20 protein-coding genes are annotated in these 24698 nt (G+C 64.9%); 14 read left to right on the top strand and 6 right to left on the bottom strand.

Translation table 11 applies throughout. The features are described from left to right. Positions 1-240: 240 nt before the first annotated feature. Positions 241-1119: a glycosyltransferase family 4 protein gene (locus QP181_RS11550; RefSeq protein ID WP_333928605.1), complete on the bottom strand. Its 879-nt coding sequence runs from the start codon at positions 1117-1119 to the stop codon at positions 241-243. Next, positions 1116-2741: a glycosyltransferase family 2 protein gene (locus QP181_RS11545; protein ID WP_333928604.1), complete on the bottom strand. Its 1626-nt coding sequence runs from the start codon at positions 2739-2741 to the stop codon at positions 1116-1118. The genes QP181_RS11550 and QP181_RS11545 overlap by 4 nt, the downstream gene beginning before the upstream one ends. On the opposite strand from QP181_RS11545, the gene QP181_RS11540 reads away from it, so the two are divergent. Continuing rightward, positions 2740-3420 carry a hypothetical protein gene (locus tag QP181_RS11540; RefSeq protein ID WP_333928603.1) on the top strand — a complete coding sequence of 227 codons (681 nt, stop codon included), beginning with the start codon at positions 2740-2742 and terminating at the stop codon, positions 3418-3420. The two genes, QP181_RS11545 and QP181_RS11540, sit on opposite strands and share 2 nt — an antisense overlap. Here QP181_RS11540 and QP181_RS11535 read toward each other — a convergent pair. Together QP181_RS11535 and QP181_RS11530 are read right to left on the bottom strand one after the other, a co-directional pair. Further along, positions 3375-4256 (bottom strand): polysaccharide biosynthesis/export family protein, encoded by an 882-nt coding sequence (locus QP181_RS11535; protein WP_333924243.1) that lies wholly within the window; start codon positions 4254-4256, stop codon positions 3375-3377. The genes QP181_RS11540 and QP181_RS11535 overlap by 46 nt on opposite strands. A 371-nt stretch (positions 4257-4627) precedes the next feature. Then, the gene (locus QP181_RS11530) at positions 4628-5299 is read right to left on the bottom strand and encodes an ABC transporter ATP-binding protein (protein WP_132736117.1); all 672 of its coding nucleotides are present in this window, start codon (positions 5297-5299) and stop codon (positions 4628-4630) included. Positions 5300-5367: 68 nt separating this feature from the next. Between QP181_RS11530 and QP181_RS11525 the strand changes: the two genes are divergently transcribed. From QP181_RS11525 to QP181_RS11495, 7 genes are all read left to right on the top strand, one after another. Further along, complete coding sequence (locus tag QP181_RS11525; RefSeq protein ID WP_333928602.1) at positions 5368-6678, top strand: glycosyltransferase family 4 protein; 1311 nt, start codon at positions 5368-5370, stop codon at positions 6676-6678. Then, complete coding sequence (locus QP181_RS11520; RefSeq protein WP_333923269.1) at positions 6668-8014, top strand: glycosyltransferase family 4 protein; 1347 nt, start codon at positions 6668-6670, stop codon at positions 8012-8014. Before QP181_RS11525 ends, QP181_RS11520 begins: the two co-directional genes overlap by 11 nt. 60 nt (positions 8015-8074) lie before the next feature. Further along, positions 8075-8818, top strand: a complete 744-nt coding sequence (locus QP181_RS11515; protein WP_333928601.1) for an ABC transporter permease — start codon at positions 8075-8077, stop codon at positions 8816-8818. A 57-nt stretch (positions 8819-8875) separates the two neighbouring features. Then, positions 8876-10048, top strand: a complete 1173-nt coding sequence (locus QP181_RS11510; RefSeq protein WP_333928600.1) for a KpsE/RkpR family capsule polysaccharide export protein — start codon at positions 8876-8878, stop codon at positions 10046-10048. 641 nt (positions 10049-10689) lie between these two features. Further along, positions 10690-11568, top strand: a complete 879-nt coding sequence (locus QP181_RS11505; protein ID WP_333928599.1) for a capsular polysaccharide export protein, LipB/KpsS family — start codon at positions 10690-10692, stop codon at positions 11566-11568. After that, complete coding sequence (locus QP181_RS11500; protein WP_333928598.1) at positions 11565-12851, top strand: capsule polysaccharide biogenesis protein; 1287 nt, start codon at positions 11565-11567, stop codon at positions 12849-12851. The genes QP181_RS11505 and QP181_RS11500 overlap by 4 nt, the downstream gene beginning before the upstream one ends. A gap of 23 nt (positions 12852-12874) precedes the next feature. Beyond that, complete coding sequence (locus tag QP181_RS11495) at positions 12875-14146, top strand: glycosyltransferase family 4 protein (protein WP_333928597.1); 1272 nt, start codon at positions 12875-12877, stop codon at positions 14144-14146. Positions 14147-14180: 34 nt separating this feature from the next. On the opposite strand, the gene QP181_RS11490 is transcribed toward QP181_RS11495, so the two are convergent. Beyond that, positions 14181-15368 (bottom strand): class I SAM-dependent methyltransferase, encoded by a 1188-nt coding sequence (locus tag QP181_RS11490; RefSeq protein WP_165911336.1) that lies wholly within the window; start codon positions 15366-15368, stop codon positions 14181-14183. Between the two features lie 618 nt (positions 15369-15986). Between QP181_RS11490 and QP181_RS11485 the strand changes: the two genes are divergently transcribed. Genes QP181_RS11485 through QP181_RS11460 form a run of 6 tightly spaced genes read left to right on the top strand, consistent with a single transcriptional unit; the run spans position 15987 to position 23551 of the window. Further along, positions 15987-17891: a glycosyltransferase family 2 protein gene (locus tag QP181_RS11485; protein ID WP_333928596.1), complete on the top strand. Its 1905-nt coding sequence runs from the start codon at positions 15987-15989 to the stop codon at positions 17889-17891. 26 nt (positions 17892-17917) lie between these two features. Beyond that, a complete protein-coding gene (locus QP181_RS11480; RefSeq protein ID WP_333928595.1) occupies positions 17918-19255 on the top strand; it encodes a glycosyltransferase in 1338 nt (445 codons plus the stop codon). Beyond that, complete coding sequence (locus QP181_RS11475) at positions 19167-19940, top strand: glycosyltransferase family 4 protein (protein WP_333928594.1); 774 nt, start codon at positions 19167-19169, stop codon at positions 19938-19940. Before QP181_RS11480 ends, QP181_RS11475 begins: the two co-directional genes overlap by 89 nt. Further along, positions 19924-22116: a glycosyltransferase gene (locus tag QP181_RS11470; protein ID WP_333928593.1), complete on the top strand. Its 2193-nt coding sequence runs from the start codon at positions 19924-19926 to the stop codon at positions 22114-22116. The genes QP181_RS11475 and QP181_RS11470 overlap by 17 nt, the downstream gene beginning before the upstream one ends. Continuing rightward, positions 22116-22940, top strand: coding sequence for a formate/nitrite transporter family protein (locus QP181_RS11465; protein ID WP_132736102.1), 825 nt, complete (start codon positions 22116-22118; stop codon positions 22938-22940). Before QP181_RS11470 ends, QP181_RS11465 begins: the two co-directional genes overlap by 1 nt. Then, positions 22940-23551, top strand: coding sequence for a phosphatase PAP2 family protein (locus tag QP181_RS11460; protein WP_333928592.1), 612 nt, complete (start codon positions 22940-22942; stop codon positions 23549-23551). The genes QP181_RS11465 and QP181_RS11460 overlap by 1 nt, the downstream gene beginning before the upstream one ends. Positions 23552-23556: 5 nt before the next feature. On the opposite strand, the gene QP181_RS11455 is transcribed toward QP181_RS11460, so the two are convergent. After that, on the bottom strand, positions 23557-24600 hold the full coding sequence (locus QP181_RS11455; protein ID WP_333928591.1) for a cache domain-containing protein: 1044 nt from the start codon (positions 24598-24600) through the stop codon (positions 23557-23559). Positions 24601-24698 lie beyond the last annotated feature (98 nt).

The raw sequence follows: 24698 nt of genomic DNA, 5'->3' as shown, positions 1-24698 counted from the left end.
CGATCGCGAAGAATACGGGGGCTGGCGTATCACTGGTGCGCTACCAGGCAGCGTGACGCGCGTGGCTTGACCTACGGCAGTCGACAGATCATCCGTTGTGGGAATGCCATCGCGGTGGAACAGGTGATACATCGTATCAGGTACAAACTGAGAGTCGGTGATCGTCGGTTCCTTGCAGGAAACGTTGTGACGTACCTGTGTCTATGATCGCCGTCCAATCCCAGCCGGCGAACTGTTTCGTCATCCTGCGCTTCCCTCGATCTGGAGGTCGGTGAATACGCATCGGTTCTTCGCTACTTGTGCGTACAATGCCCCATAGCGGTCTGCCATCGCCGAGGTGTCATAGTGACGGCCGACCGTGTCCTGCCAGTGGACGGTAGCCATCCGGGCGGCATGGATGGCATCGGGAAGCGCCGCCAGATGAGCGAGCCATTGTGCCAGATCGGCAGCTGGAATGCCGACGTGGTGCAGCCACCCGGCGCCGGACTCCTTGATCCTGTCGCCCACTGCGCCAATGTCGAAGCCGACCACAGGCAGTCCTGCTGCCCAGAGCTCGGTCAGTGTGTGACAATAGGTCTCTGCCCATATCGAGAAAATAGCCCCGAGGTGTGGTGCAATCTCGGCCACCCGGGCGGCGAACGCATCGCGCTGGTACCGCCCATGCAGGACCAGTCCAGGGCGCGCCGTCATGTGACCCGAGTCGCCTAGCACGTGAAATTCAAACGTGCGCCCGCCGTCGATCTCCGCCACGGCTTCTATGAGAATGGACCCTTTCGCGGCGGAAAGGTTGCCGGGTACGAGAATCTTGAGCGGCATACCTGGTTGCCACGGCGCCGCGATGCCGAAATCCGTAAAGGTCCGCCCATGAGGAATGACCTCAAACGGTCGATCAGCGAGATCGGGCAAGGCATCGAGAATAATCTCCCGCGCGGTCGGGCTTGTCGTGACGTACGCATCACAGTGGCGAAGCGCCTCGTTCATCATCGCGCGCCAGCGATGAATGAACTGATGCTTCAGGTTCGGAAACGCATCGGCCGGCCATAATTCGGGACGACACCGACCTGGCCCGGGCGTGCAGCGGCCACCGCAAAACACCATGTCCTGATCGAGCAGTTTCACCGTCGGGCACAGCGTATAGAAATCGTGAAACGAGAAGACTGTCGCGATCCCCAGTCGCCGGCACGTTTGGGGAGGGTGGTGCTGTGCCACGCCATGTGTCGAATATGCACAAGATCGATCGCGTGCCGGGTGAGCATGTCGGCGACGATCAGGTCGTATTCGCTCGAGCGGTGGACCAGCGGATCGATGCCGCGGTGCAGGTCTGCGGTCTCGACCGGCACGAGCGCGCCCTCGTGCAGCCGCGACAGTTCGAGCTGGACCGTATCGCAGCGTAGCAGCCACGGTTCGAACCGGTCCTCGATCGCGGCCATCAGGTCCTGGTTGGTCTGCGGCGTGCCCCCCGACTGCGTGGCGATCACATACAGGATGCGTGGTCGCGGCGCGGCCACGACGTCTGCCACCGCGCGCCGGATTCGCCAGCGCATCGCCAGCATGTCCCGACCGCGCGAGAACACGCCGATCCGTGCCTTGTATTCGGGATAGCGTTCGTCGACCACCAGCCGCCCCGCCGCATACAGCGCCGTCTTGGCCGTGCCGAAGCTTGCCGACCCCTCATGATGGACGAAGGTGCGGTCATCGACGACGTTGCGCAGCCCGGCATGATCGGCGCGCATCGAAAAATCGTTCTCCTCGCCATAGCCGCGGGGAAACGCAGTGGCATCAAGCGCCCCGATCCGGTCGAGCGCGTCGCGGCGGATGAACAGGCAGAACCCGTGCCCGGTCGGCACCTCGGGTCGCAGCGTCATCGCCGATTGCCGGACCAGCCGCGCCATGTCGTCGAAGGAGAAGCCGGCGGGAACCGGATTGGCGGTGCCGGGCTCCGGCACCGAGAAGGCGCCTGCATTGTCCGACACCGCCGTCGCGGTCGCGACCGACCGGCCGCTATAGGCCGCAAGGCGCAGACCCTGGAGCCACCCGACGGTCACCTGCGTATCCGAATTGAGCAGGACCACATCGTCGGTGCCGGCAAGCCCGATCGCGCGGTTGACGGTACGCGTGAACCCCAGATTCTCGGTATTGCGGTGCACCTCGACGTTACGCAGCGTGGCCGCGGTTTCCAGGATTTCGGCAATCGCCGGATCGGTGCTGCAATCGTCGATCAGGATCAGCCGGCAGGGTATGTCGGTGCTGCGGCAAAGCGCGGCGATGCATGCGGCGGTATCGTTGGCGGCATTAAAGATCGGGGCGATGATCGTCACGCCGCGCTCGTCGAAATCGGGCAGGATGTCGAGGATCACCGACGGCAGGAGCGTACGCCGCTCCGGAACGGGCATATCGATCGCGCCGCGGATCGCCACGACGTCATCCAGCGCATGGACGGCAACATGCGCGCTGGTCGCGCCGGTCATGCTGATCGACGGCATCTCGAAGCGAAACCCGCCTCCCGCCGCGACGATGCCCTTGGCGACGAGATCGGCGCGGTACCGGTCGGCGACTCCGGTCGCATAGCGGATGCCATCGATCCGCATTTCCACGCGAAGCGTCCCGTCCGAGCGGTTGGCATCGGCTGCCCAGCCCCGTGCCTCGCTCAGCGTGACGCGTTCGAGTTTGCCGTGGACCAGTTGCGTACGGACGAGGGTCGCCGCGCCGACGATGTGCGTGCCGGCCCGCAACAGGATCATGTCCGGGCCCAAGGCCGTGGCGGACGAAGGTGTCGCGCGCGCGCAACGCCTGCAGCGACACGCGGAACCCGTAGTTCGGAGCGCTGCCCGGCACGATCTGCATCAGATCGGGGCGGTCGATTGCCGGGTCGATAGACGCGGTCAGGTTGCCATCGAACTGGAGCGTCACTGGCAGGCCTACTGCGACGATCCAGCCTCCCACATCGTCGCTGCCCGCCACCTCGATGTGACCGAGCGGCGCCATGAGACGCACCGCGTCCGCCGCAATTTTGAGCGGCTTGCCAGTGATCGTCGCCGTCACATGCGTCCCGTCGGCGATCGGAACCGGCAGGCAAACGCGAAATGCACGCGCACCGATCGCGGCCAGATCCTCGCGATACGCTGTTTCCGTGATCTGGACGACGCGCTGTCCGATGCCGTCGAACGAGAGAGTCAACGGGCCGGATCGCAGCGCCTCGTCGTTGGCCCAACCCTGCACGACCACGCGATCCGCCAGGCATTCCAACGCTTCGATATAGCCTGCGGTCATTGGTCTTCGCTGCTCCGTTCGCTCGCTTGGTATCCGGAGCCGACAGGACACGGTCGTTCCTGTCGTTGTTCGCTCCGGCCTCGTTCTCGTCCGTGCGTCAGCGGTTACTGGGTCAGGCTGCGAGCTAGCGCGAGCGGCGTGAAGAGCTGACCGATGATCTGCGTCATCTTGCCCGGTGCATTGGCTGCGGCGCTGGAGACGTAGATCACGTCCTTGTCCTGCATCTCGACCCGCTGCGACAGAAAATAGCTGTCGGCGCGGATCATGTTGAGGCGGTAGACGATCGGCTTGGGCTCGGCACCGAGCGAGGTGTCGTACCGGAACAGATAGACCGCGGCCGGGTCTGCGGTCCGCTCGCTCGGGCCTCCGATCCGTGCCATCGCTTCGGCCAGCGAGAGCGAACTTGCGCCGAACGCGACCTGCGAGACCTTCTCGGTTGCACCGAACACCAGGAATGTCCGTGGCCGGTTAAACAATTCGATCCGGTCGCCTGGCAACAACGCGATATTCTGATCGCCCGACGCGTTGATTTCGCTCAGTCGTGTTTCTGCAGAGCGCGCGCTGCGGGTAACGCGCACGATCATGTCGTTGGGCTGGTTGGTCGTGCCGCCGGCGCGCGCGATCGCATCGAGCAGCCGTTCGCGCGGCAAGCCCAGTTCGAACCGGCCGGGCGTGCGTATGTCCCCCGAAACATAGAATACGTTGAAGGCGTTGGTTTTGACCGCCACGACGACCTGAGGGCGTTGCGACAAGCCGATCATGCCCTGTTCGATCGTCCGCTCGACCTGACCAGGCGTCTTGCCGACAACCGACACGCGACCGACATACGGTAACTGCACGTTGCCGGACGAGTCCACGCGAACGGTAAGATCGGTGCCCGATGCCGATGGTGTGAAACTGCTTTGGGCGGCGGCGCCGTTGCCACGCGTGAACAGAGTCACGCCAACTTCGAAAATGCCGATCGACAGCGTGTCGCCGGGGCCCAGCGTGTCGGTACGGCCGACTTCGTCCAGCGTCGCGAGCGGCGTGGTGGTGGCGCCGTGGATGGCAAGACGCGCGGTGGTCGCCGCGTCGATATCGACGATCTGGAATCCCGTTTGGTTGTCCTTGGTTTCCGCGCGGCGGATTTGTGCGGAGGTCGGCCCAGCGGCAGGTAGGGTCGAGCACCCCCAATTGCGCCAAGTCCCACAGATATAAGGATGATCCTGGTCGACTGGCTGATGTATCGTCGACGCCGTTTGTAAATTTCAAATGTCGTCATCGATAAGTCTTTCAATAGACTGGCCGAAGATATCTAACTATCGGCCTATGTTTACCGATGTACCGTTAAATGAGACCAATGATGAAAACAATCAAATCAACGTGGCGATGGGGGAAAGCTTTGTAGTCTATGGTGCACGTCGGCAGCTTCCTGAATCGTGTCATAGAGCGTGACGACGCCGCCAAATACCACCGCGCCACGGTCGCAATATCGAAATAATGCGTGGGTATCGTGTGAGACCATGACTAGGGTTCCACGGTCACGACGTGCGGTAAGTGCCTCTTCCGACTTGATTCTGAAACGTTCGTCTCCAGCGCCCGTAATTTCATCGACGATGTAGCAATCAAAGTCTATGGCGAGGGAGACGCCGAACGCAAGGCGTGCGGACATTCCTGCCGAATAGGTATTGACAGGTTCATGAATATAGGAACCGAGTTGCGCAAAATCCTGAACATAGTCGAGCAGTTCTTGCGGATCCCGGCCATAGATCCGGGCAATGAAGCGGGCATTGTCAGCGCCGGTAAGCCCGGGTTGGAACGCACTGGCATAGCCGATCGGCCAGGATGTAGTCATGGTACGTTTGATGATGCCAGACGTTGGCGGCTCGACCCCCGAAATCATCCGCATCAGAGTCGACTTTCCGACGCCATTTGCGCCACATACACCAATACTATCGCCGCGTTTTATGATCATGTTGACGTCGTTCAGAACCGGGTTCTGAAAGCCGCGACCATGATATTTCTTGTAGACGTTCTCGAAGGCGATCATCGCGTCGAATGCTCCGCATGGAAGGGATGACATCTGGGGCTGTACTCGACCAAGCCCTCCATAAGAAGGTGAAGATCGCCGTCGACGCGCGATTGGCAGGAACTGGCGGTACGGGGGTTGCGAGTTATCGTCGGGCGGTGCTCGCCGCGCTCGCCGCTGCGGGCCGTACCACGCTGGCCTTGCGCGATGACTCCATCGGCCGCTTCGGTGCGCCGAGCACGCGGCGGGCGGCGGCATCGCGGTGGCTCTCGGCATGGTCTTCGCGACCCCGCAGCGTTTCTGCACGACCCATTGTGGCCGGGCGGGCACCGGTACGCGCAGCGTCCGGCGGCGAGGCCGCGGGCTTGTGGCGGCGCGACATCTTCAGGCTCGCGCAGGTCCATTTCGCGCGGCACGGTACGCTGTTGCGGCTCACCCCGCCGGAGCCGGTCGGCATCATGCATTGGACCTATCCGATCCCTGCCGTCGTCGAGGGCTGGATCAACGTCCACACCGTGCACGACGTGATCCCGTTGCGCCGGCCCGATCTGTCCCCCGTCGCTGCGGAGCGATTGCGCGCGTGCCTGATGGCGATCGCCGCGCAGACCGACCGGATCGTCACGGTATCCGCCTGGGCGCGCCAGACCTTCCTCGAGATGCTGCCGATTCCGTCGGAATTGATCAGCGATTGCGGCGGCGGGTTGGTCGGGCTCGCCGGAACGCAGGAGGCGGGCACGCCGTGTTCCAGCGACACGCCTAGCGCTCGTCTCGGGCGTAGAGGCGGCGTCTTGCCGTATGATCTGCGCCCAGACGGCTATCTGTTCTTTTGCGGAACGATCGAGCCGCGCAAGAACCTCGCCCGGCTTGCGGTCGCGTGGCGGGCCAGCGGCTGCGGCGTGCCGCTGGTGATGGCGGGGCCCATTGGTAGCGATGGCGCTGATGGCGAAGGTGCTGGCGCCGATGCGTTGCGTTGCGAACTCGAACGCGCCGGCGTGCTGGTCCTGCCGTACCAGGACAGGTCGGTGTTGATCGACCTGATCCGCAACGCGCGGGCGCTCGTCTGCGTGTCGCTGGAGGAGGGGTTCGGCTTGCCGGTTGCGGAAGCGATGGCGCTCGGAACGCCGGTCCTCACCTCCAACGGTGGCGCGCTGGCGGAGATTGCAGGCGGCGCCTGCCTGCTGGTCGATCCGCTCGATGCGCAGGCGATCGCCGAAGGGCTCCGGCGGATCGTCGCTGACGATGTCCTGTGCGCCGCGTTGACGAGGCGCGGGTTGGCGCGAGCGGAGGTCTTCAAGCCGCTGGCGTTCGGCCGGCGACTGACGCCGCTGTACGACCGGCTGATCGACGCGCGGATCGCCGATGGCGTGTGGTCCGAATTGGAGACCGCGGGTGAACGCTGACGTGCGGATCGCGATCGACGGGTTCAACCTCGCCTTGCCGCATGGCACCGGGGTCGCGACCTATGGCCAGGCTCTTGGCGACGCGATCACGTCGTTGGGCGTGCGCCTGGACGGCGTATTCGGGATACCCGTCGGGATTCACCCGGAGCTGCGCGAGATCCTGTTCTACGAGGCGCTCGGGCGGGGAATTCCGCAAGGCCCCGGGCTCGCGGCGGTGCGGGCGGTGCGGGAGTGGTTCGGCCAGTATCGGCGGACGCAGATGTTCGACGTTCCGATGCGGGGATTGATCGTCCAGGGCGCGATCGCGCGGCGATTGCCGCGCTTCGAGCGGATCATGAGTTCCGCCCGGCTGTTCGAGCGTGCCGACCGATATTTCGCGCGGACCGGACGGTTCCTGCCGATCCGGGTCTCCGATCCACCGCACATCATGCACTGGACCTACCCCGTGCCGATCCGGATGCTGGGCACGAGCAACGTCTATACGCTGCACGATCTGGTGCCGCTCAAGCTGCCCTATGCGACGCTCGACCGAAAGCGGCTCTATTACCGGATGACCGAGACGATCGTGCGCGAGGCGGACCATGTCTGCACCGTGTCGGAGTCGAGTCGTGACGATGTAATCGCGCAGTTCGGTATCGCCGGGGACCGCATCACCAACACCTATCAATGCGTCTCGACCGCGCAGACACGGCAGGACCATGTCGGCGACGTCACCGCGTTGTTCGGGCTGAAGCCGCGTGGCTATTTCCTGTATTATGGCGCGATCGAACCCAAGAAGAATGTCGGTCGGCTGATCGAGGCCTATCTCGGCAGCCAGGTAAAGACGCCGCTCGTCCTGGTCGGCGCGGGTGCGTGGCAGGCCGACGAGGACCTTCGCCTGCTCGCGACCGGAGCGGCCGGATCGCACAATGCCTTTGGCAGGCGCGTCGCGAGCCAGGTCATCCGGTTGCAATATCTGCCGCGCGCGCTGCTGCTGCAGCTGATCGAGAACGCCAAGGGGGTGATCTTCCCGTCATTGTACGAGGGGTTCGGGCTTCCCGTCCTCGAAGCGATGCAGCTTGGCACCCCGGTCATAACGTCGGATCGGAGTTCGTTGCCGGAGGTCGCGGGGCAGGCGGCGCTGATGGTGGATCCGTACGACGTCGGCGCGCTGACCGCCGCCATCCTCGCGCTCGATACCGACGACGCGCTGGCGGGCCGGCTCGTGGCGGCCGGCACCGAGCAGGCGCAAGTGTTCACGCAGGATCGCTACCGCGCGCGACTCGGGGCGATGTACGACACGATCTTGGCGAAGGCCCCACGGGCCGGTCGCCACATGCCGAAGGGGTGGGAGTAGATGGCGACCCGTATCCAGCCGCGCGGCACGCTGCGTCGGGGCCTCAAGGTCCAGGGAAACGTGATCGGTGCGCTGATCATGCGCGAATTGCATACGCGCTATGGCCGCGACAATATCGGCTATGTCTGGCTCATTCTCGAGCCGATGATGCTGGCGACGATGATCGCCTTGCTGCACCAGCAGACCGGCGGGCATTTCGGCAGCGACATCAAGCCAGTGCCGTTCGCGCTGATCGGCTATTGCATCTTCATCATGTTCCGCAGCATCTTCGGGCGTGCCGAGGGCGCGCTGGAGGCCAATCTCCCGCTTCTGTATCACAAGACGGTGACGATCTTCGACGTCCTGCTCGCACGCGCGCTGCTCGAAGCCGCGGGCTGTATCCTGTCGTTCATGATCTTGATGGGGCTGGCGGTGGCGACCGGCCTGTCAGATCTTCCCGCGCGCCCTCTTTACGTATGCCTTGGCGTGGCGTGCATGTTCTTTCTGGCCTTTGGTCTTTCGCTCATCGTCTGCGCTTTTACGTTCGAAAACAGAGCGATGGGACGATTGGTCCATCCGATTGCGTACATCATGCTGCCATTGTCCGGTGTCTTCATCATGATGCAATGGGTGCCGGCAAAGTTCAGGCCGTTCTTTTCGTTCATTCCGATGTCGCATATTTTTGAAATGTTGCGATACGGATGGTTTATCAGCGCGGTGCCGTACTTTATCGACGCATGGTATCTCGCGGGCTGGATATTTGGATCGACCTTGATCGGCCTGCTGGCGATTGCTGCCGTCAAGCGCAAGATACATATGCCGTGACGATCCGTGACGGCGCTATACTCGGCCTTTACTGGCGGTCCACCCTCGGAGAATATCATGGTGCACGGTTTCATGTCCCCGGCGACCGCCGCACCGGCGGCGCTGCCGAGCCTCGGGGAGCGATGGCGTCAGGCCCGCACGCAATATGGCTGGTTCTTCGTCGTGGTGCTGCTGCCGTGTCTGGCCGCCGCGCTCTATCTCTACGGCTTTGCCGCGGACCAGTATGAGTCCGAAGCGCATTATCTGGTACGCGCGCAGGGTGCGCCGGCATCGAGCGGATCCAGCATCGAAAAGCTGCTCGGGGCGAGCGGCAGTGCTGGCGGCGGCGGTGGCCAGGGCGAGGCCAACAGCGTCGCGGACTTCCTGCTGTCGCACGACGCGGTCGATGCCCTGAGCAAGCAGAGCGCGCTGATCGCCCGGTTCCGCCGCCCCGAGGCCGACGGCCTGAGCCGATTGCCCACCGCCGATCCGACCCCCGAAGCGCTGCTTAAATATTACCGCAAACAGGTCGACGTCCATTACGACACCGACACCGGCATCACGACGCTGAAGGTCCGCGCGTTCCGGCCGGTCGATGCCTATGTCATCGCCCGCAAGCTGCTCGGACTGGGCGAAGGCCAGGTCAACACGATGAACGTCCGGTCCTATGCCGATGCGGTCAAACTGTCGCACCAGCAACTTGCCGAATCCGAAGCGGCGCTGTCCCAGGTACAAGCGCGGATGACCGATTTTCGGCAGGACAGCAGGGACGTGAACCCGCAAGGGACCGCCGAAGCGCAGATCGGCCTGGTATCGAAACTCCAAGCCGAACTGTCCGCCGCCCGGTCGCAGCTGGCGACGACGGTCAGCCTGATCGGCACGCGCAACCCGCAATACGCGGCCCTGTCGCAGCAAGTGCGGTCGTTGCAGTCCCAAGTCGCGGCACAATCCGCCAAGCTCGCGGGTGGCGGCAATGCGATCGCTGCCGGGCTGGGCGATTACGAGCGCCTCCGCATGCAGCAGGGGTTCCTGTCGAAACGCTACGACGCGGCCTCCGCGGCTTTCGAAGCGGCACGCCAGCAGGCGGTGCGCCAGCAACTCTACATCGTCCGGATCGTCGACGCGAACATGCCGGTCCGCTCCGAATATCCCAAGCGCGCGCTGTCGCTGCTCACGCTCTTCATCGCGTTGATGGTGGTGTATGGCCTTGGCTGGTTGGTCGCCGCCGGTGTTCGGGAACATGCGAGCTAGGCGCGGCGGCATGTCGTCACGCAGCATGACGAGCGAGCGCAGGACCAGCGTCCTGCCGCTGTTGCGCGCACCACCTTTTCCTTGGGTGGCGCCGGTGGCGATCACCGTGGCGGGCGGCACTCCACCCAGTCTTGCAGAGGCGCGTCATGCGCTGGACGCATTGCGTGTGGCGCGCGTCGGCGGCGCGTTCTGGGACGGCGAGAACGATCCCTGGACGCAGGTTGCGGGTGGTCGCTTGGTGCAAGCGGATCCCGCCGACGACCTGGCGATCGTCGCTTGGCTGTCGGATGTGACCGTGCATGACGCGGGCGGGGCGATCGTCGATCCCGCGCGGATCGAACATGCCTGTCTGGAGCGGCTGACCGCGTTTGCCTGCCACGATCCGTTCGAGGATCGCCCCGCGACGCTGGCCGAGACGATCGCACGGCTGGCGGGGTGGCGCAGGACGCTCGACGCCAACCGCAAAATCGGCGTGATGACCGGGATGGCGCGATGGAAGCGCACCACGATCGGCAGGTTCCTGTGGGACGGGCGACGGAGCCCGGATGCCGCCTCCGCGAAAAAGGCGCTAGCCTCGGCGCGTCGATCTGGGCGGGCAATCGCCGGCTGGGCGTCGCGGATGCCGCCCGATTTCGCGCGACGTGCAAGCGGCGGGACTCGCGCTACAGATCGTCGAGGACGGTTTCGTGCGATCGAGCGGCCTTGGCGCCGATGGCCGCGTGCCGAGTTCGGTGACGATCGACATGTGTGGCGTTTATTACGACCCTGCACAGCCAAGCGACCTGGAGACCCTGTTGCAAACGCACGCGTTTTCCGACGCGCTGATCGATCGGGCACGACGCCTGCGCGGCATGATCTGCGACTCTCATATCGGCAAATACGGAATCGATGCGGGGGCGTTCGCACCGCTGCCCGATCGACGGTGCGTACTCGCGATTGGGCAGGTCGAGGACGATCGCTCGGTGCTGTGCGGCGGCGGCGGGGTGACCTCGAACGTCGAATTCCTGGCCCGCGTACGGCGTTGCGAGCCCGACGCGTTCATTGTCTATCGACCGCATCCCGATGTCGTCGCCGGCCACCGAAAAGGTCATGTGTCGCCGTCGGCCGCCGCCGAATGGGTCGATCGGATCGATCAGGACAGTGCATTGCTGTCGCTCGTCGAACGGGTCGATGCCGTCCATGTGCTGACATCCTTGACCGGGTTCGAGGCGCTGATGCGTGGACGCCCCGTGACGGTACACGGCCGCCCCTTTTTCGCCGGCTGGGGGCTTACCGAAGACCTTGTCGAGCAACCCGACCGGCGTCGTCGGATGCTGACGATCGATCAGCTCGTTGCCGGCACGCTGATCCTGTACCCGCGGTATATCGATCCGGTCACCGGACTATTCTGTGACGTCGAAACGCTCGTTGCCCGCATCGCGGCGGGGCAGGGGCGCTCCGATACCGCGTTCACCCTGATGCGCCAGATACTCGGACGAGTCCGGCGGCGGGGCATCGTACTCGCGACAGGTCTTCGATGACGCCAGCAACCGACGCCAAGCAGACGTTTCTCTTCCTGCAGGGACCCCATGGTGGCTTTTTCGACCAGCTGGCGTCCGCGCTGGCCATGCAGGGGCATGCGGTACGCCGGATCAACTTGAATGGCGGCGATCGCGCCGACTGGAGCGGATTCTCGACCGATTATCGAAGCTCGCTAAAGGGCTGGCCGCTGTTCTTCGACGATTTTGTCGTCGATCATCTCGTCACCGACGTCATTCTCTTTGGCGATTGCAGGCCGCATCACGCCTCTGCGCACGGCATGGCCAAGCTGCGTGGCATTCGCGTCCACGTTTTCGAGGAAGGCTATATCCGCCCCGATTTCATGACGTTGCAGGAAGACGGGGTGAACGGGAACTCGAAATTGCCGCGTGATGGCGACTGGTATCGCGAACAGGCGGGCCGGCTGTCGGGGATTCCTCCGGTGGAACCCGTCCCATCGAGCTTCGCACGACGGTTGCGCGAGACCAGCCGCTATACGATCTTCAGCGCGCTGACCCGGCCATTATATCCATTCTATCGGTCGCACCGCTCCGCCGCGATGTTGAGCGAGGCGCTTGGCTGGGCAGTGCATTTCGTTACCAAGCGCCGCGAGCGCAGGCGGTCCGCCGCGTTGATGACGGCGATCCGCGACACCCCGTATTTCGCGCTGCCGCTGCAATTGAATTCGGATTATCAGATCCGCGTCCATTCGCCGTTTCGCGACATGCGTGCGGCACTGCGGTTCATCATCAAGAGCTTTGCACGGTCGGCCCCGGCGGGGGTCAACCTGATCGTCAAGCGACACCCGCTCGACGGCGGATTGTCGAGCTGGCGGCGGTTCGTCCGCCGCGAGGCGCAGCGGTACAAGGTCGCCGATCGGGTCTTTTATATCGGCGACGGCGATATCTCCGATCTGGTTGCCAAGGCCCGCGCGGTCGTCACCGTCAACAGCACGGTCGGCACGCTGGCGCTGAACTCGGGCGTGCCGGTGGCGGTGCTCGGCGAGGCGATCTACGATATCGAAGGGATCGTCCGGCGCGAACCGCTGGACAATTTCTGGGCCGATCCGCCGCCGGTCGACACGGCGCTGTATGATGCGTTCAAGCGCGTGCTGATCGATCGCTGCCTGATCCCCGGCGGCTATCTGAGCGACGCAGGGATCGCGATGCTCGTACGGCACGCCGAACGCCGCCTGACCCGCGAGCCGGTAGACGCGGTGCAAGCCGATCGGGGCGCGGACGGTGGACCCGATATGCCCGACATGCATGACGGGGACGGTGTTTGAAGCCGTTTCGCGCGTTTGCGCCGATGCTGCTTACCCGGACTCTGGTGCCGCGTTGGCTTGGTGGGCGCGCCAGCGTGGACGCGGAAGTCGTGCTCGATCTGTCGCGGCTGCTGAGCCGATCCTATCATGTGACGCCGACCGGGATCGATCGCGTCGAGTTCGTCTATGCGCGCGAATTGCTCAACCGTATTCCGGACCGACTGGCGTTTGCGGCGGTGCATCCCGCGGGCGGCTATTATGGGCGATTGCCGGTCGGGGCGGTGCGGCAGTTCCTCAGCTTCACCGATGCGCGATGGCGGAACCCGGACGTGCTCGATCCACATGCGGTGCGGGCGGCCGCCAACCGGCACCTGCTGGCCCTACGGCCACGGCCGGTGCCGACCGATGACCGGCACCGCATCTATCTCCAGGCATCGCATCATCATCTCGAGGATATCGATTTGGTCGCGGCCATCCTGAAACGCGAACGCGCACGGCTGATCTCGCTGATCCACGACGTGATCCCGCTGACTCACCCGGAGTTCGCGCGGATCGATGGTCATGCGCGGCACCGCGACGTCATGCGGACGATCGACCGTCATGCCAGCGGGATCATCGGCAATTCGGCAGCGACGATCGATGCGGTCGGCCGGCATCTGACCGACGCACGCAGCGAGCGTGTCGTCCGCGTCGCGCATCTCGGGACAGACCCGGTCGAGCTGCTCCCGTCCGCTCGCCCGGCAATCCTGTCATCGGTTCCGGCCGGTCCGTATTTCGTGTGCGTCGCGACGATCGAGCCCCGCAAGAACCATCTGTTGCTGCTCAACGTCTGGCGCAGGCTGGCCGAGAAGCTCGGCACCGCGGCGCCGAAGCTTGTGCTGATCGGCCGGCGCGGGTGGGAAAACGAAAATGCGATCGACATGATCGAGCGCTGTGCCGCGGTGTCGGGCCATGTGATCGAGGCGTCGAACATGTCCGATCGCGAGATGCAGGCGGTGCTCGGCGGCGCGCAGGCCTTGCTGTTGCCCTCGTTCGCCGAGGGCTTCGGCATGCCGGTCAGCGAAGCGCTCGCCGCCGGGCTGCCGGTGATCTGCAGCGACATCGCCGCATTGCGTGAGGTTGGCGGCGAGGCGCCCGACTATCTCGATCCGCTCGATGGTCTTGGGTGGCTGGAGGCGGTCATCGCCTATTCGCGACCGGAATCGCCGCGTCGTGCCGCGCAACTCGACCGGATGGCGCGGTGGCAGCCGGTGAGTTGGGGCCAGCACATCGACGTGGTCGAAGCGACGATCGACGCGGTCGTCGCGATGGCATGATGGCGCAGGCCTGATCGGCCGGCGTCATCGCGCATCAACGATCGCCGCGGCGGACGATGATCCCGAACGAGGTCGTGACATACTGACCGAGCGCGAGCTTCAGATGGTTGTCTGCCGAATAGGGGGGCACGTCGACATAGGCGTCCTGCTGCGTGTCGCCGAGATCATATTTGATCTGCGCGACGAAATGCCCGCGCGAGACGAGATCGACGGCGAGCCGTTCGAAATCGCGACGGCGGAACAGGACAGTACCGCCGCTATCGATCGTCGCATCATTTGAGGTGAGGTTGAGTTCGGTGGTGTGTACCGCGAGCCCGCCGGGATTGAGGCACTGGACCGCGTTGCGGACGAAATCGAGACCGGCTTCGATCGACCCGAGATGCTCGTACGCGCACGACGACCAGGTGAAGTCGAACCCGCGCAGGTCGGCGGGAATCGCGTTCATGTCGGCCACGCGGAACGCGACGTTGCGATCGAAGACGTCGTTTGGACAGATCTCGGGATAGCGAAGCTGGTCGAGGCCTTCGCTATGCTGGTTGGTCAGGGTCCAGTCGCGGCTGCGGACGTCGTCGGCGGCAAGATCGGTCGCCACGATCGAGCACCCGATCGCCGCCATCGCTGCGGGCAGGGGTTCGATGCCCACGCCGAAGCCCAAACCGCGCGCCCCCGCCTTGAGCATCCCGTAACGCTCGAGCGTCTGCAGGATATAGACGAATTCCCATTGCTTGCGATGGCGGTGCTTCGCCAGCTTGAGACGTTCGAGCCACTGGTCATAGGCGGGCTCGTTGAACTGCGATGCGGTGCAGGTCTGCGATACCGGATCGGCCAGCGTCGCCTTGCCGTGTGCCAGCAACCGCGAGGCGCGACGGAACACGCGTTGGCCGAAGATCGACTTGCGCGCCGCCTCGACCTGTTGCTCGAAATGCGGTTGGCGGACGGCGGCGTCGAGCAGGATCGTGAACGACTGCGCGATGGCGTCGGTCTCGGTATAGAGATGCCCGAGCACCGCATATTGCATGCCGTCGACCGCATCGAAGGTGAGCCGCATGGTCCCGCCGGCCGCGACGATCTCCTTCACCGCGATCGGCCAGGTCTTGATCGTCTCGGCCGGGCGCGATCCATCGAGCGGCAATGCGTTGACCCGAACGATCATCGAGCCAAGCGTTGCAGTCAGCCCGGTAAAGACGAGCGAGCAGCGGACCGTGCTGCTCTCCAGCGACACATAGCGGGTATGAAAGACATAGGCCGGGTCTTCGGAGGGTTCGGAACCGCCAAGTCCTTGAATTCGGCTCGATCTGGGTGGCCAAAAGTCGAATGGACCCATGTCTATTTCAAGTGCTGTGGCACTAGCCGGCGAGGATGACGCACTTTGCATTATGGGGTCGTAGCGATGAAGAATGTATGCGTCACCCGTTATAAGGAGATCTGGCCCAAAATTGTACGACTATACTTTGATCGGTTATAGCCTTCGCGCGGCTTGATCTTATAGTAGGGCGGTGAAGGCCCCGAAATAAGAGAGACCGATGAACAACTTATTTCGGACGGGTTTCGGCCGGTTGATGGGCACTGCGTCCAGAGCCGGGGCCGGATCCGCGGCGCGATCGCCGGCGCGGATCGCAGGCGATGCGTCGCGCGACATCCGCGACTGGGCGGGAGCGATCGATGCCTATCGTCGTCACCTCGAGACCTTTCCCGGCGATTTCGCCATCCAGGTTCAACTCGGGCACGCGCTCAAGGAAGTGCGCGATTTCGGCGCGTCGATGGAGGCGTATCACGCCGCCTACAGGCTTGATTCTGCGCGATCTCGGACCTGCTCGTCAACATCGGTCATCTGCACAAGATGCGCGGCCAGCAGGCGGCCGCGTGTTTCGCCTATGTCGCGGGCTATACGCTCGACGCCAATGCCGATGCGGCGACCGAGCTTGGCGATCCGCAACTCGCCGCGGACATCGAGGCTGCACGCGACGCGTTTTCTACCGATCCGACACGCGACCCGGTCGTCCTCGCGGTTGATGTCCCGGTGCCGGATGCCGCATTGATGCCGGACCACATCGTCGGGCACGGTCATGCGATCGAGACCTCGCCGCTGTTCGACGCGCACTGGTACCGACAGCGCTATGGGGTGGGCGCGGACCTGGATGCGGCACGGCATTATACGACCGTCGGCGCCGCCGAAGGCCATGAACCGCACCGGCTGTTCGACAGTCGCTTCTATCGCTCGCAGGTGACGGACGAACTACCGCCGGGCGCGAACCCGCTCGATCATTTTCTCAAGGTCGGCGGTCCGAACGGGCTCGATCCGCATCCGCTGTTCGCCGGCGACTGGTACCGCGAACACCATCCCGCCGCGGCCCGGACGGGCGTCATACCGATCATCCACTATCTGACTCATGCCCCACACGAGAGCGCTGGCCCGACGCCGTTGTTCGATGCGCTGCGCTACCGCGAGGCGACGCCCGACATGGCCGCGGGCGACGCGACGTTCGTGCATTATCTGGACTATGGCGACGCCGCGGGCGTGGCGCCGATCGCCGGGCTGCAAACCGGTCGGATCCTCGAAACCTTTGGCGGATCGCCGGTCGGCGGCGAAAGCGCGCTCGAACTCTACGTGCATTTCCTCGGCCGGAAGCAGGCCCTCGCCGGCGCGACCTTCGACCTGCTCGCGCCGTCGGACGTCGGCGTTCGCCCACCGCCGTTGCCCCTCGAGTCGATACGCCCTGCAGACGAACGGATCGCCGCCGCGAGCGAGGTGGTGCAACGGCTGCTCGGCGATACCGCCACCGGCGAAGGCAGGCCGTCCCCCGACCGGTACGCGCTGGCCAAGCTCGATCTGTTGCGTCGCGATCCCAACCAGCTCGATGCGGTGGTCCGCGACCTGCACGCCGCGACCGCCGCGACCGCAAGCGAGGTGGTGACGATGTTCGGCGTGGTGCCGCTGCACGATGTCGCGCGCGGCGTTGGTGATGCCAGCGGCGATGACGGTAGCGATGGCTTTCCGGCCGGCGGGGTGCTCGACCGCTACCGGACCGGTCAGCGCGATCTCGCACGGCGGTTCCGGCTCGATCACGACCGCGTCGGAACCGTGACCGACGGGGCCACGATTTCGATCCTGCTCCCGATCTACCGCTCGCCGGTCGTGTATCTGGAGCGGGCGATCCTGTCCGTTCTCGCGCAGACCTATGCCAATTGGGAATTGTGCATCGTCGACGACTGTTCGCGCGAACCTGCGTTGACCGACATCGTCACGCGGTTCTGCGCGGCCGATGCGCGGATAAAATTTGCCACAGCGCGGCGCAATGGCGGGATCGCGGAGGCGACCAATCGCGCGCTCGATCTCGCCACCGGTGCATATGTCGCGTTGTTCGATCATGACGACATGCTGACCGTCGATGCGCTCGAAATCGTCGCGGCGCGGATCGATGCGTCACCCGACACCGACTGGCTCTACAGCGACGAGTGCAAGATCGGGATCGACGATCAGCCCGACGAACTGCTGACCAAGCCCGACTGGAGTCCGGCGCTGCTGCTGTCGGTGATGTATACCGGGCATCTGTCGGTCTATCGATCGACGCTCGTCCGATCGGTCGGCGGTTTTCGCAGCGCATATGATTTCTCGCAGGACTATGATCTTGCGCTCCGCATTTCGGAGACCGCGCCGACCGTTCAGCACATCCGCGACGTCCTGTATGGCTGGCGGATGATCGAGGGTCTGCTGCAAGCGGTGGCAAGCCCGAGGCGCGGCTGACCAACATCGCTGCGGTCCAGGCGGCAATGGATCGCCGCGGCTGGACCGGTCGTGCGGTCGCGTTGCCAGCATCGAATCGCCCGCGTGCGGACTATGCGACGTTCGATCAGCTCGTCTCGATCATCATCCCGTCGGACGACGCCGCGCATATCGTCCGGACGGTCATGTCGATCGTCGCATGGACCGCCTATCCCCGATACGAGATCGTGATCGTCACCAATTCGCGGACGGCGGCGCAGTGTCGCGAGTGGATGGACGGACCGCGCATCCGTTTCGCGATCTTCGATGCGCCGTATAATTTCTCCGCAAAATGCAACGCCGGTGCCGCGCTCGCGCAGGGCGATTATGTCGTATTCCACAATGACGACGTGCTGGTCATCACGCCGGACTGGATCGAGGCGCTGCTGGAGCAGCTCGTCCGCCCTGGCGTCGGCGGCGTCAGCCCCAAGCTGCTCTACGAGAATGGCCGCATTCAATATGCCGGCATGGCGGTCGGATTGCGGCAACTGACGGGAACGACGTTCCACGCCTTTCCGCGCGATACGGCAACGCATTTCAACCTGGCGCAATCGACGCGCGACGTCGGCCTGTTGTGCGGCGCGTGCTTGGCGATGCCGACCGAGCTGTTCCGTGACCTTGGCGGGTGGGATGCGCTGAACGTCGGCATCGCCCATTCCGACGTCGATCTCAGCCTGCGGCTTCGCGAGGCGGGATACCGGCTGGTCTATACGCCGCATGCCGAACTGATCCATATCGGCCATGCCTCGATCGGCGCCTCGATCGGCGCCGCGATCGGCGGCGATGCCGATCTGCCGACGGGGTCGCGCTGGAAAAAGAGCAAAGCCGATATCTTCCTGCTCAAGCGCTTTCCGTCGTTGATCACCGACGATCCGTATTTCCCGCCGACGATGAGCGGGATCAGCTACATCGACTCGCAGGAACCCTATCGGATCCACCCCGCCACACTGCGCTACGCTGGCGACGGGCCCGACATCCTCATCGTATCGCACGACCTGACGAACAGCGGCGCCCCGCGCGTCGCGGCGGACATGGCGATCGCGCTGAAACATTCGGGCGCATTCGTCGTCGTCACGTGCCCGACCGACGGACCGATGCGCGCCCGTCTTGCCGAGGCCGATATTCCCGTCATCATCGATGCACTTGCGCTGACCGACCATGCGAGCTTCCGTGATTTCGCGCGCAATTTCGATACCGTGATCGTCAATACCGTCATCGGCTGGCGCGCCGTGAAACAGCTCGATCTCGGAGACCGAAGTGCGCTGGTACATTCACGAATCCGGGCTGATCGACGAGATGGTGCGCGACACCGACGGGTTCCGCGCCGTGCTGGGATCGGCGCGTAACATCCTCGCGGTCAGTACGCGGACCGCGGCGGCGCTGCGCCGGCATGGCGTGTCCTCGCGCTTGCTCGAGACTGGGATAGCGGATCCAAAGGATTTGTATCCCGTACCGGCGCGGTCGGACGTCGTCCGGATCGGCGTGTTCGGATCGTTCGAACCACGCAAAGGCCAGGATATCGCCGCGCAGGCCTTTGCGATGCTCCCGCCCGGCACGCGCGCAAACGCCACGCTCGATTTCTTTGGCCGCGATCACGATCCCGATTTCCAGGAGAAGGTCCGGCGCACGTGGCAGCGACAGGACGGTATCCATTTTCACGGTGAAAAGGGGCATCCGGACTATTGGTATTGCCTGGCCGACATCGACATCGTGCTGGTCCCGTCGCGGGACGATCCGCTACCGCTGGTGGCGTCCGACGCACTGGCGCTGGGCAAGACGATCGTGTGCAGCGACAGTACCGGGACGTCGGATTATATCGAGCACGAGGTGTCGGGCTTCGTCTATCCGACCGCGCGCGGCCGACCTGTCCGCGCTGCTGACCCGGCTGATCGAGGATCGCACATTGCGCGAATCGGTGCGGGGGCCGGCGCGCGGTCTATGAGGCGATGTTCACGATGGAGGCGTTCACCGAACGGCTATCGGACCGACTCGCGCCTGTTGCCGTCGGGGTTTCGTGATCGCATCCGATGACGCGGTCGCTGCGCTGGTCGCACGCGCGGATGCCGCGCGCGATCGCCGCGACTGGCTGGCTGCGGCGGATGCGTATCGCGCCGTGGTGCGCGTCCAGCCGCGCAACGCCGGACTATGGGTCCAATTGGGTCATGCACTGAAGGAATCGGGTGGCATCCAGGCCGCGGGCGACGCGTATCGCCGTGCGTTGTCGATCGACCGGTTCAGCGCCGACACGCATCTGCAGCTCGGTCATCTGCTCAAGATGCAGGATGACCGTGCCGGGGCGGTCGCGGCATATGCGCAGGCACTGCGCCTCGATCCGACGCTGGACTCCGCGCTGGGCGAACTCGTCCATCTCGGCGCTCGCGATCGGATCCCCGCGGCGACCATCGATCGTCAGGCGATGTGGCGCCGGCTCGATGCGGTGGCGGAGGCGCTGGCGGACGCGAACGAAGCGTTGCGGGCCTGGATCGGAACATCGGCCTATCCGATGGCCGCGTATGACCGGTTCCGATCCGACGTCGCGATGCGGCCACCGCCGCCGATCTCGGCGGTTGCCGACGACGGGGGCGTGCCGATCACGCTCGCGATCGATTGTCGGGCGGCGACGGCGTCGTCGGTGCGCGTGACGTTGACCGCGTTGCTCGACCAGTCGGATCCGTCCTGGGTGGCGCGGTTGGTCGATGCGTCCGGAATCGCCGACCATCCGGTCGCCAGCATGACGATCACCGATCCACGGATCGGGTTCGACGACGATGGTGGTTATGCGTCGCGACCTGGGCTGTTGGTCAGCATCGATGCGGGCGTCATTCTGCATCCCCATGCGCTGGCTTGGTTGCGCTATGCTGCGGCACGATCGAGCGCGGCCGCGGTCACATGCGATCACGACCATGTCAGACGCCATTGGGCGCCCGGCCAGCGTCATGCCGATCCGATACTCTACGGTGTCGACGATTCGTCGTTGCGCGCAGCGGTGCCGCCCCGTCTCGTCGCGGCGCGGAATGATCTCCTCCGAATGTCCCGCGACGGCGACACGCTATCGGGCGCTGACTTGCGGGCCGCGATGATCGATGCCGCGCGAGCGGCTGCATCGCCGGTCGCGCATGTTCCGCGGATCCTCGCATCGCTGTACGACGACGGAGTGGAGAGATCGGCCGCGACGGAGCTACGCGGGGCGGCGTCACCGATCGATGCCACGATGCCTCCGCTGGCAGCGCGGCGATCGCGCATCGCCATCGTCATACCTACCCGCGATGAAGCGGCGATGCTGACCGAGGCGATCGATAGTCTCCTCGCGGTGGCCGACATGCCGGACCGGATCAGCGTGATCATCGTCGACAACCGGAGCCGGGAGCCCGCGACGCACGCTTTGCTCGACGACTACGCCACGCGATCCGGTCATGCGGTCGTGACGATGGACGAGCCGTTCAACTGGTCGCGCGCCAACATACTCGGGATCGCCACCGCGCGGGCGGCGGACTGCGACCTTTTGCTGTTCGCGAACAACGACGTCGTGATGCTGACGCAAGGGTGGGACAGCGAGCTCGACCGGCTGTTGTCCGATCCGGCGACGGGCATCGTCGGCGCGCGTCTTCTGTATCCCGACATGACCGTCCAGCACGCCGGCATCGTGCTCGGTGCCGGCGAAGGCCTGCCGCTGCACGAGGGGCGTCATGCCGCGTTCGACGATCCAGGACCCGGCGGGCGGTATGTGACGCAGCACGACGCGGCGGCAGTGACCGGCGCTTTTCTCGCGATGCGACGCGACGTCCTGACGGAGATCGGTGGGTTCGACTGCGCGCGGTTGCCGATCGCCTATAACGATATCGACGTCTGCCTGCGCGCGCGCGGCGGGGTATCGGGTGCGCTATTGCCCGCAGATCGAGCTGATCCACCACGAATCGAAGACCCGCGGCCGGACCCGGACCGAGGACGAGGTGGCGTGGGACGATGCCGAACTCGGCGATCTCTATGCCGTCTGGGGCGAGGCGCTGACGCTCGATCCGGGGATCAACCCGCAATGGGCGCTTGGTGGCGCGCCGTTCGACGGCCTGCGCGAGCCGGGATTGAGCGAGATCCTCGCATTCATCGATCGGTCCGCACGCGCCGATCCTTGGCGCGTGACGAAGGCGGGCGTGTGATGCCGCGCGACCGGTGGGACCGAAACGCGCGGCGGGCCGTTACACTGGCGTAATGGCCAAACCGGATTCCTCCCCACCGCCGGACGACGTCGACGACCTCAAGGCCGCCGATGCGCAGGATCTGCATCGCGCGGTCCGTGAGGAGGGGCAGGACGAGCTCGACCGGCCAGTCTCGTCGCTGTTCTTTTCGGGCCTTGCGGCGGGCATGGCGATCGCGAGCTCGCTGATCGCCGAGGGTGCGCTCCACGCAGCGCTGCCCGATACGCCGTCGCGGTCGATCGTCGTGTCGCTCGGCTATCCGATCGGGTTCCTCATGGTCATCCTCGGTCGGATGCAGCTGTTCACCGAGAGCACGATCACCGCGATGTTGCCGCTGGTGACGCGGCCGTCGGGCTGGGCGGTGCGACGCACGCTGCGGCTGTGGACGATCGTGCTCGGTGCCAATCTGCTCGGTACGGCGCTGGCGGGCGGAATGATCGCGGCGGGGCTGCTCGGCGGCGGCGAACTGCGGACCGCGATGATCGAGGTGTCGGTCGCGATCACCGAGCTGTCGGCCGGGGCGACGTTCGTCAACGCGATCCCCGCCGGGTTCATGATCGCGATCCTCGCCTGGTCGCTGCCTAATGCGCGCGAACAGTCGTTCCTGGTGATCCTCGCGGTTACCTATGTCGTCGCGATCGGCGGGTTCAGCCATTCGATCGTCGGCTCGGTGGAGGCGTGGCTGCTGCTGTTCGCGGGCAAAACCGGCGTCGTGCAGACGCTCTTCGAACTGATGCTGCCGGCGATCCTCGGCAACCTGTTGGGCGGTGCGGGGTTGTTCGCGCTGTTGGCGCATGCGCAGGTGCGCGGTGAGATGAACGGGCGGGACGAGAGCTGATGGGTGAGATCGAACGTGCCGCGAAGACTGTCGAGGCGGCGGATCGCGGCGTCACGCTGAAGGCCGCCGAACAGCGCGACCGGCCGGCGGTCAAGGCGGTCGGATTCCTGGCCGAGATCGGCGACCAGCCACAGCTTGTCGCAACCTCGATCGGCACCGCGGTGATCGGCCTGATCGCCCGCCGCCCCGACATGATCCGTGGCGGCGTCCGGATGCTCGCGGCGCATGCGGCGGCGACCTTCGTCAAATCCGCGATCAAGAGTTCGGTCGATCGCACTCGCCCCGAAAAGGCGATCGAGGACGGCAAGGCGAAGTTCGAAGCCGGCGACAGCGACGATCACGACCAGACCTCGTTCCCGTCGGGCCACACCGCGGGCGCGGTAGCTGTCGCGCGTGCGGTATCGCGCGACATCGATGGGGCAGGGGCGCCCGCCGCAATCATCACCGGCATGGTCGCCGCGGCGCAACCGATCAACGGCAAGCATTATCTGTCCGACCTCGTCGTCGGTGCGGCGGTCGGCTGGATCGCGGAGGCGCTCGTCAGCGCGGTGTTCGACCGCGTCGCGCCCGTCGTCGAGGGTCAGGTGGCCGGCATCGCCGAGCCCGCCTGAGCATTTCAGCCGACCCGCATGCGTGCGCGCATCATCGCGGCAATCTCGTCGTCGGTGGCAACGTGATCCTCGATCACGCAGCGTAGATCGAGTCCGGAAAACCCGTGATCCGATGGCACCGCGGCTTGCGCGACCACCAATCCGTCGCGTGCCTCGATCTGCGGCGCGGCACCGGCTTTCACATAGGGGTGCGGCGCGTGATAGGCGTATGCGCCGGTGCTGGCGACGACGCGGCCCTGCGGATCGACGATGCTGACCACCGCGCCCGAGCTCGATTTGCGGATCACGTCCATGATCGTCGCGGTCTGCCCCTCGAAATCATATTCCAGATAGCACACGCCGATCGTCGCGCCGTCGAAGCGGACCGGCGCGACATAGACCAGCACCTTGCGGCGATCCGACCAGGGGTTTTCCCAGACATCGTCGGTCGACCATTCCTGCGATAGATCGGCCACTAGCGCGCGTTCGAACTGCGAATAGCCCCTGAAATTGACGCCGCGGACCGAGGCATTGTCGTGCGCGCAGACCGCCACCGCGCCGGTCGCATCGACCACGAACGCGTTGAGGAAATAGGGCGAGCAGCGCAGCAGCGCACGCAGCCGTTCGAGCGCCTTGGCCTCGACCTTGGGGGAATCGGAGCGGAACAGGATCGCCTCGCCGATCGAATGATCCGAGGCGAGCATGCGGATGTCGATCGAGCGATCGTACAGCGTGCGGCACAGCGTGTCGGCGATCGACTGCGCGAGTTCGACCAGCCGCCCGCCCTCGACGTCGCGGACCAGTTGCTCGGCGATTGCCGCACCCTGTTGCAGCCGCCCGAGAATCTGCTCGCGGAATGAGGCGGATGAGGTGCGCGCCTGATCCGCCAGCGCCTTCACTTCCTGCGCGACGACCGCAAAGCCGCGCCCGACATCCCCCGACCGTGCGGCCTCGATCGTCGCGTTGAGAGCCAGCAGGTTGGTCCGCCCCGCGATCGCCTCCGACTGCCGCGCATGCGCCGACACCTCCTCGCCCAGCGAAGCAACTAATGATCGTATGCGGCGGGGCATAAGCAGTATCCGAAGAAGCGGGGCGCCTCCGTTAGCCGAAAATGGTTAATCCAAGATAGTCGCGAAACGGCTATAAATTGACAAAAGGCATTGATTAC

The sequence above is a fragment of the Sphingomonas sp. LR55 genome (assembly GCF_036856015.1).
GTDB lineage: Bacteria > Pseudomonadota > Alphaproteobacteria > Sphingomonadales > Sphingomonadaceae > Sphingomonas.
The sequence above is the reverse complement of the archived record's forward strand: the minus strand, read 5'-3'. Positions and strand labels throughout refer to the sequence as shown.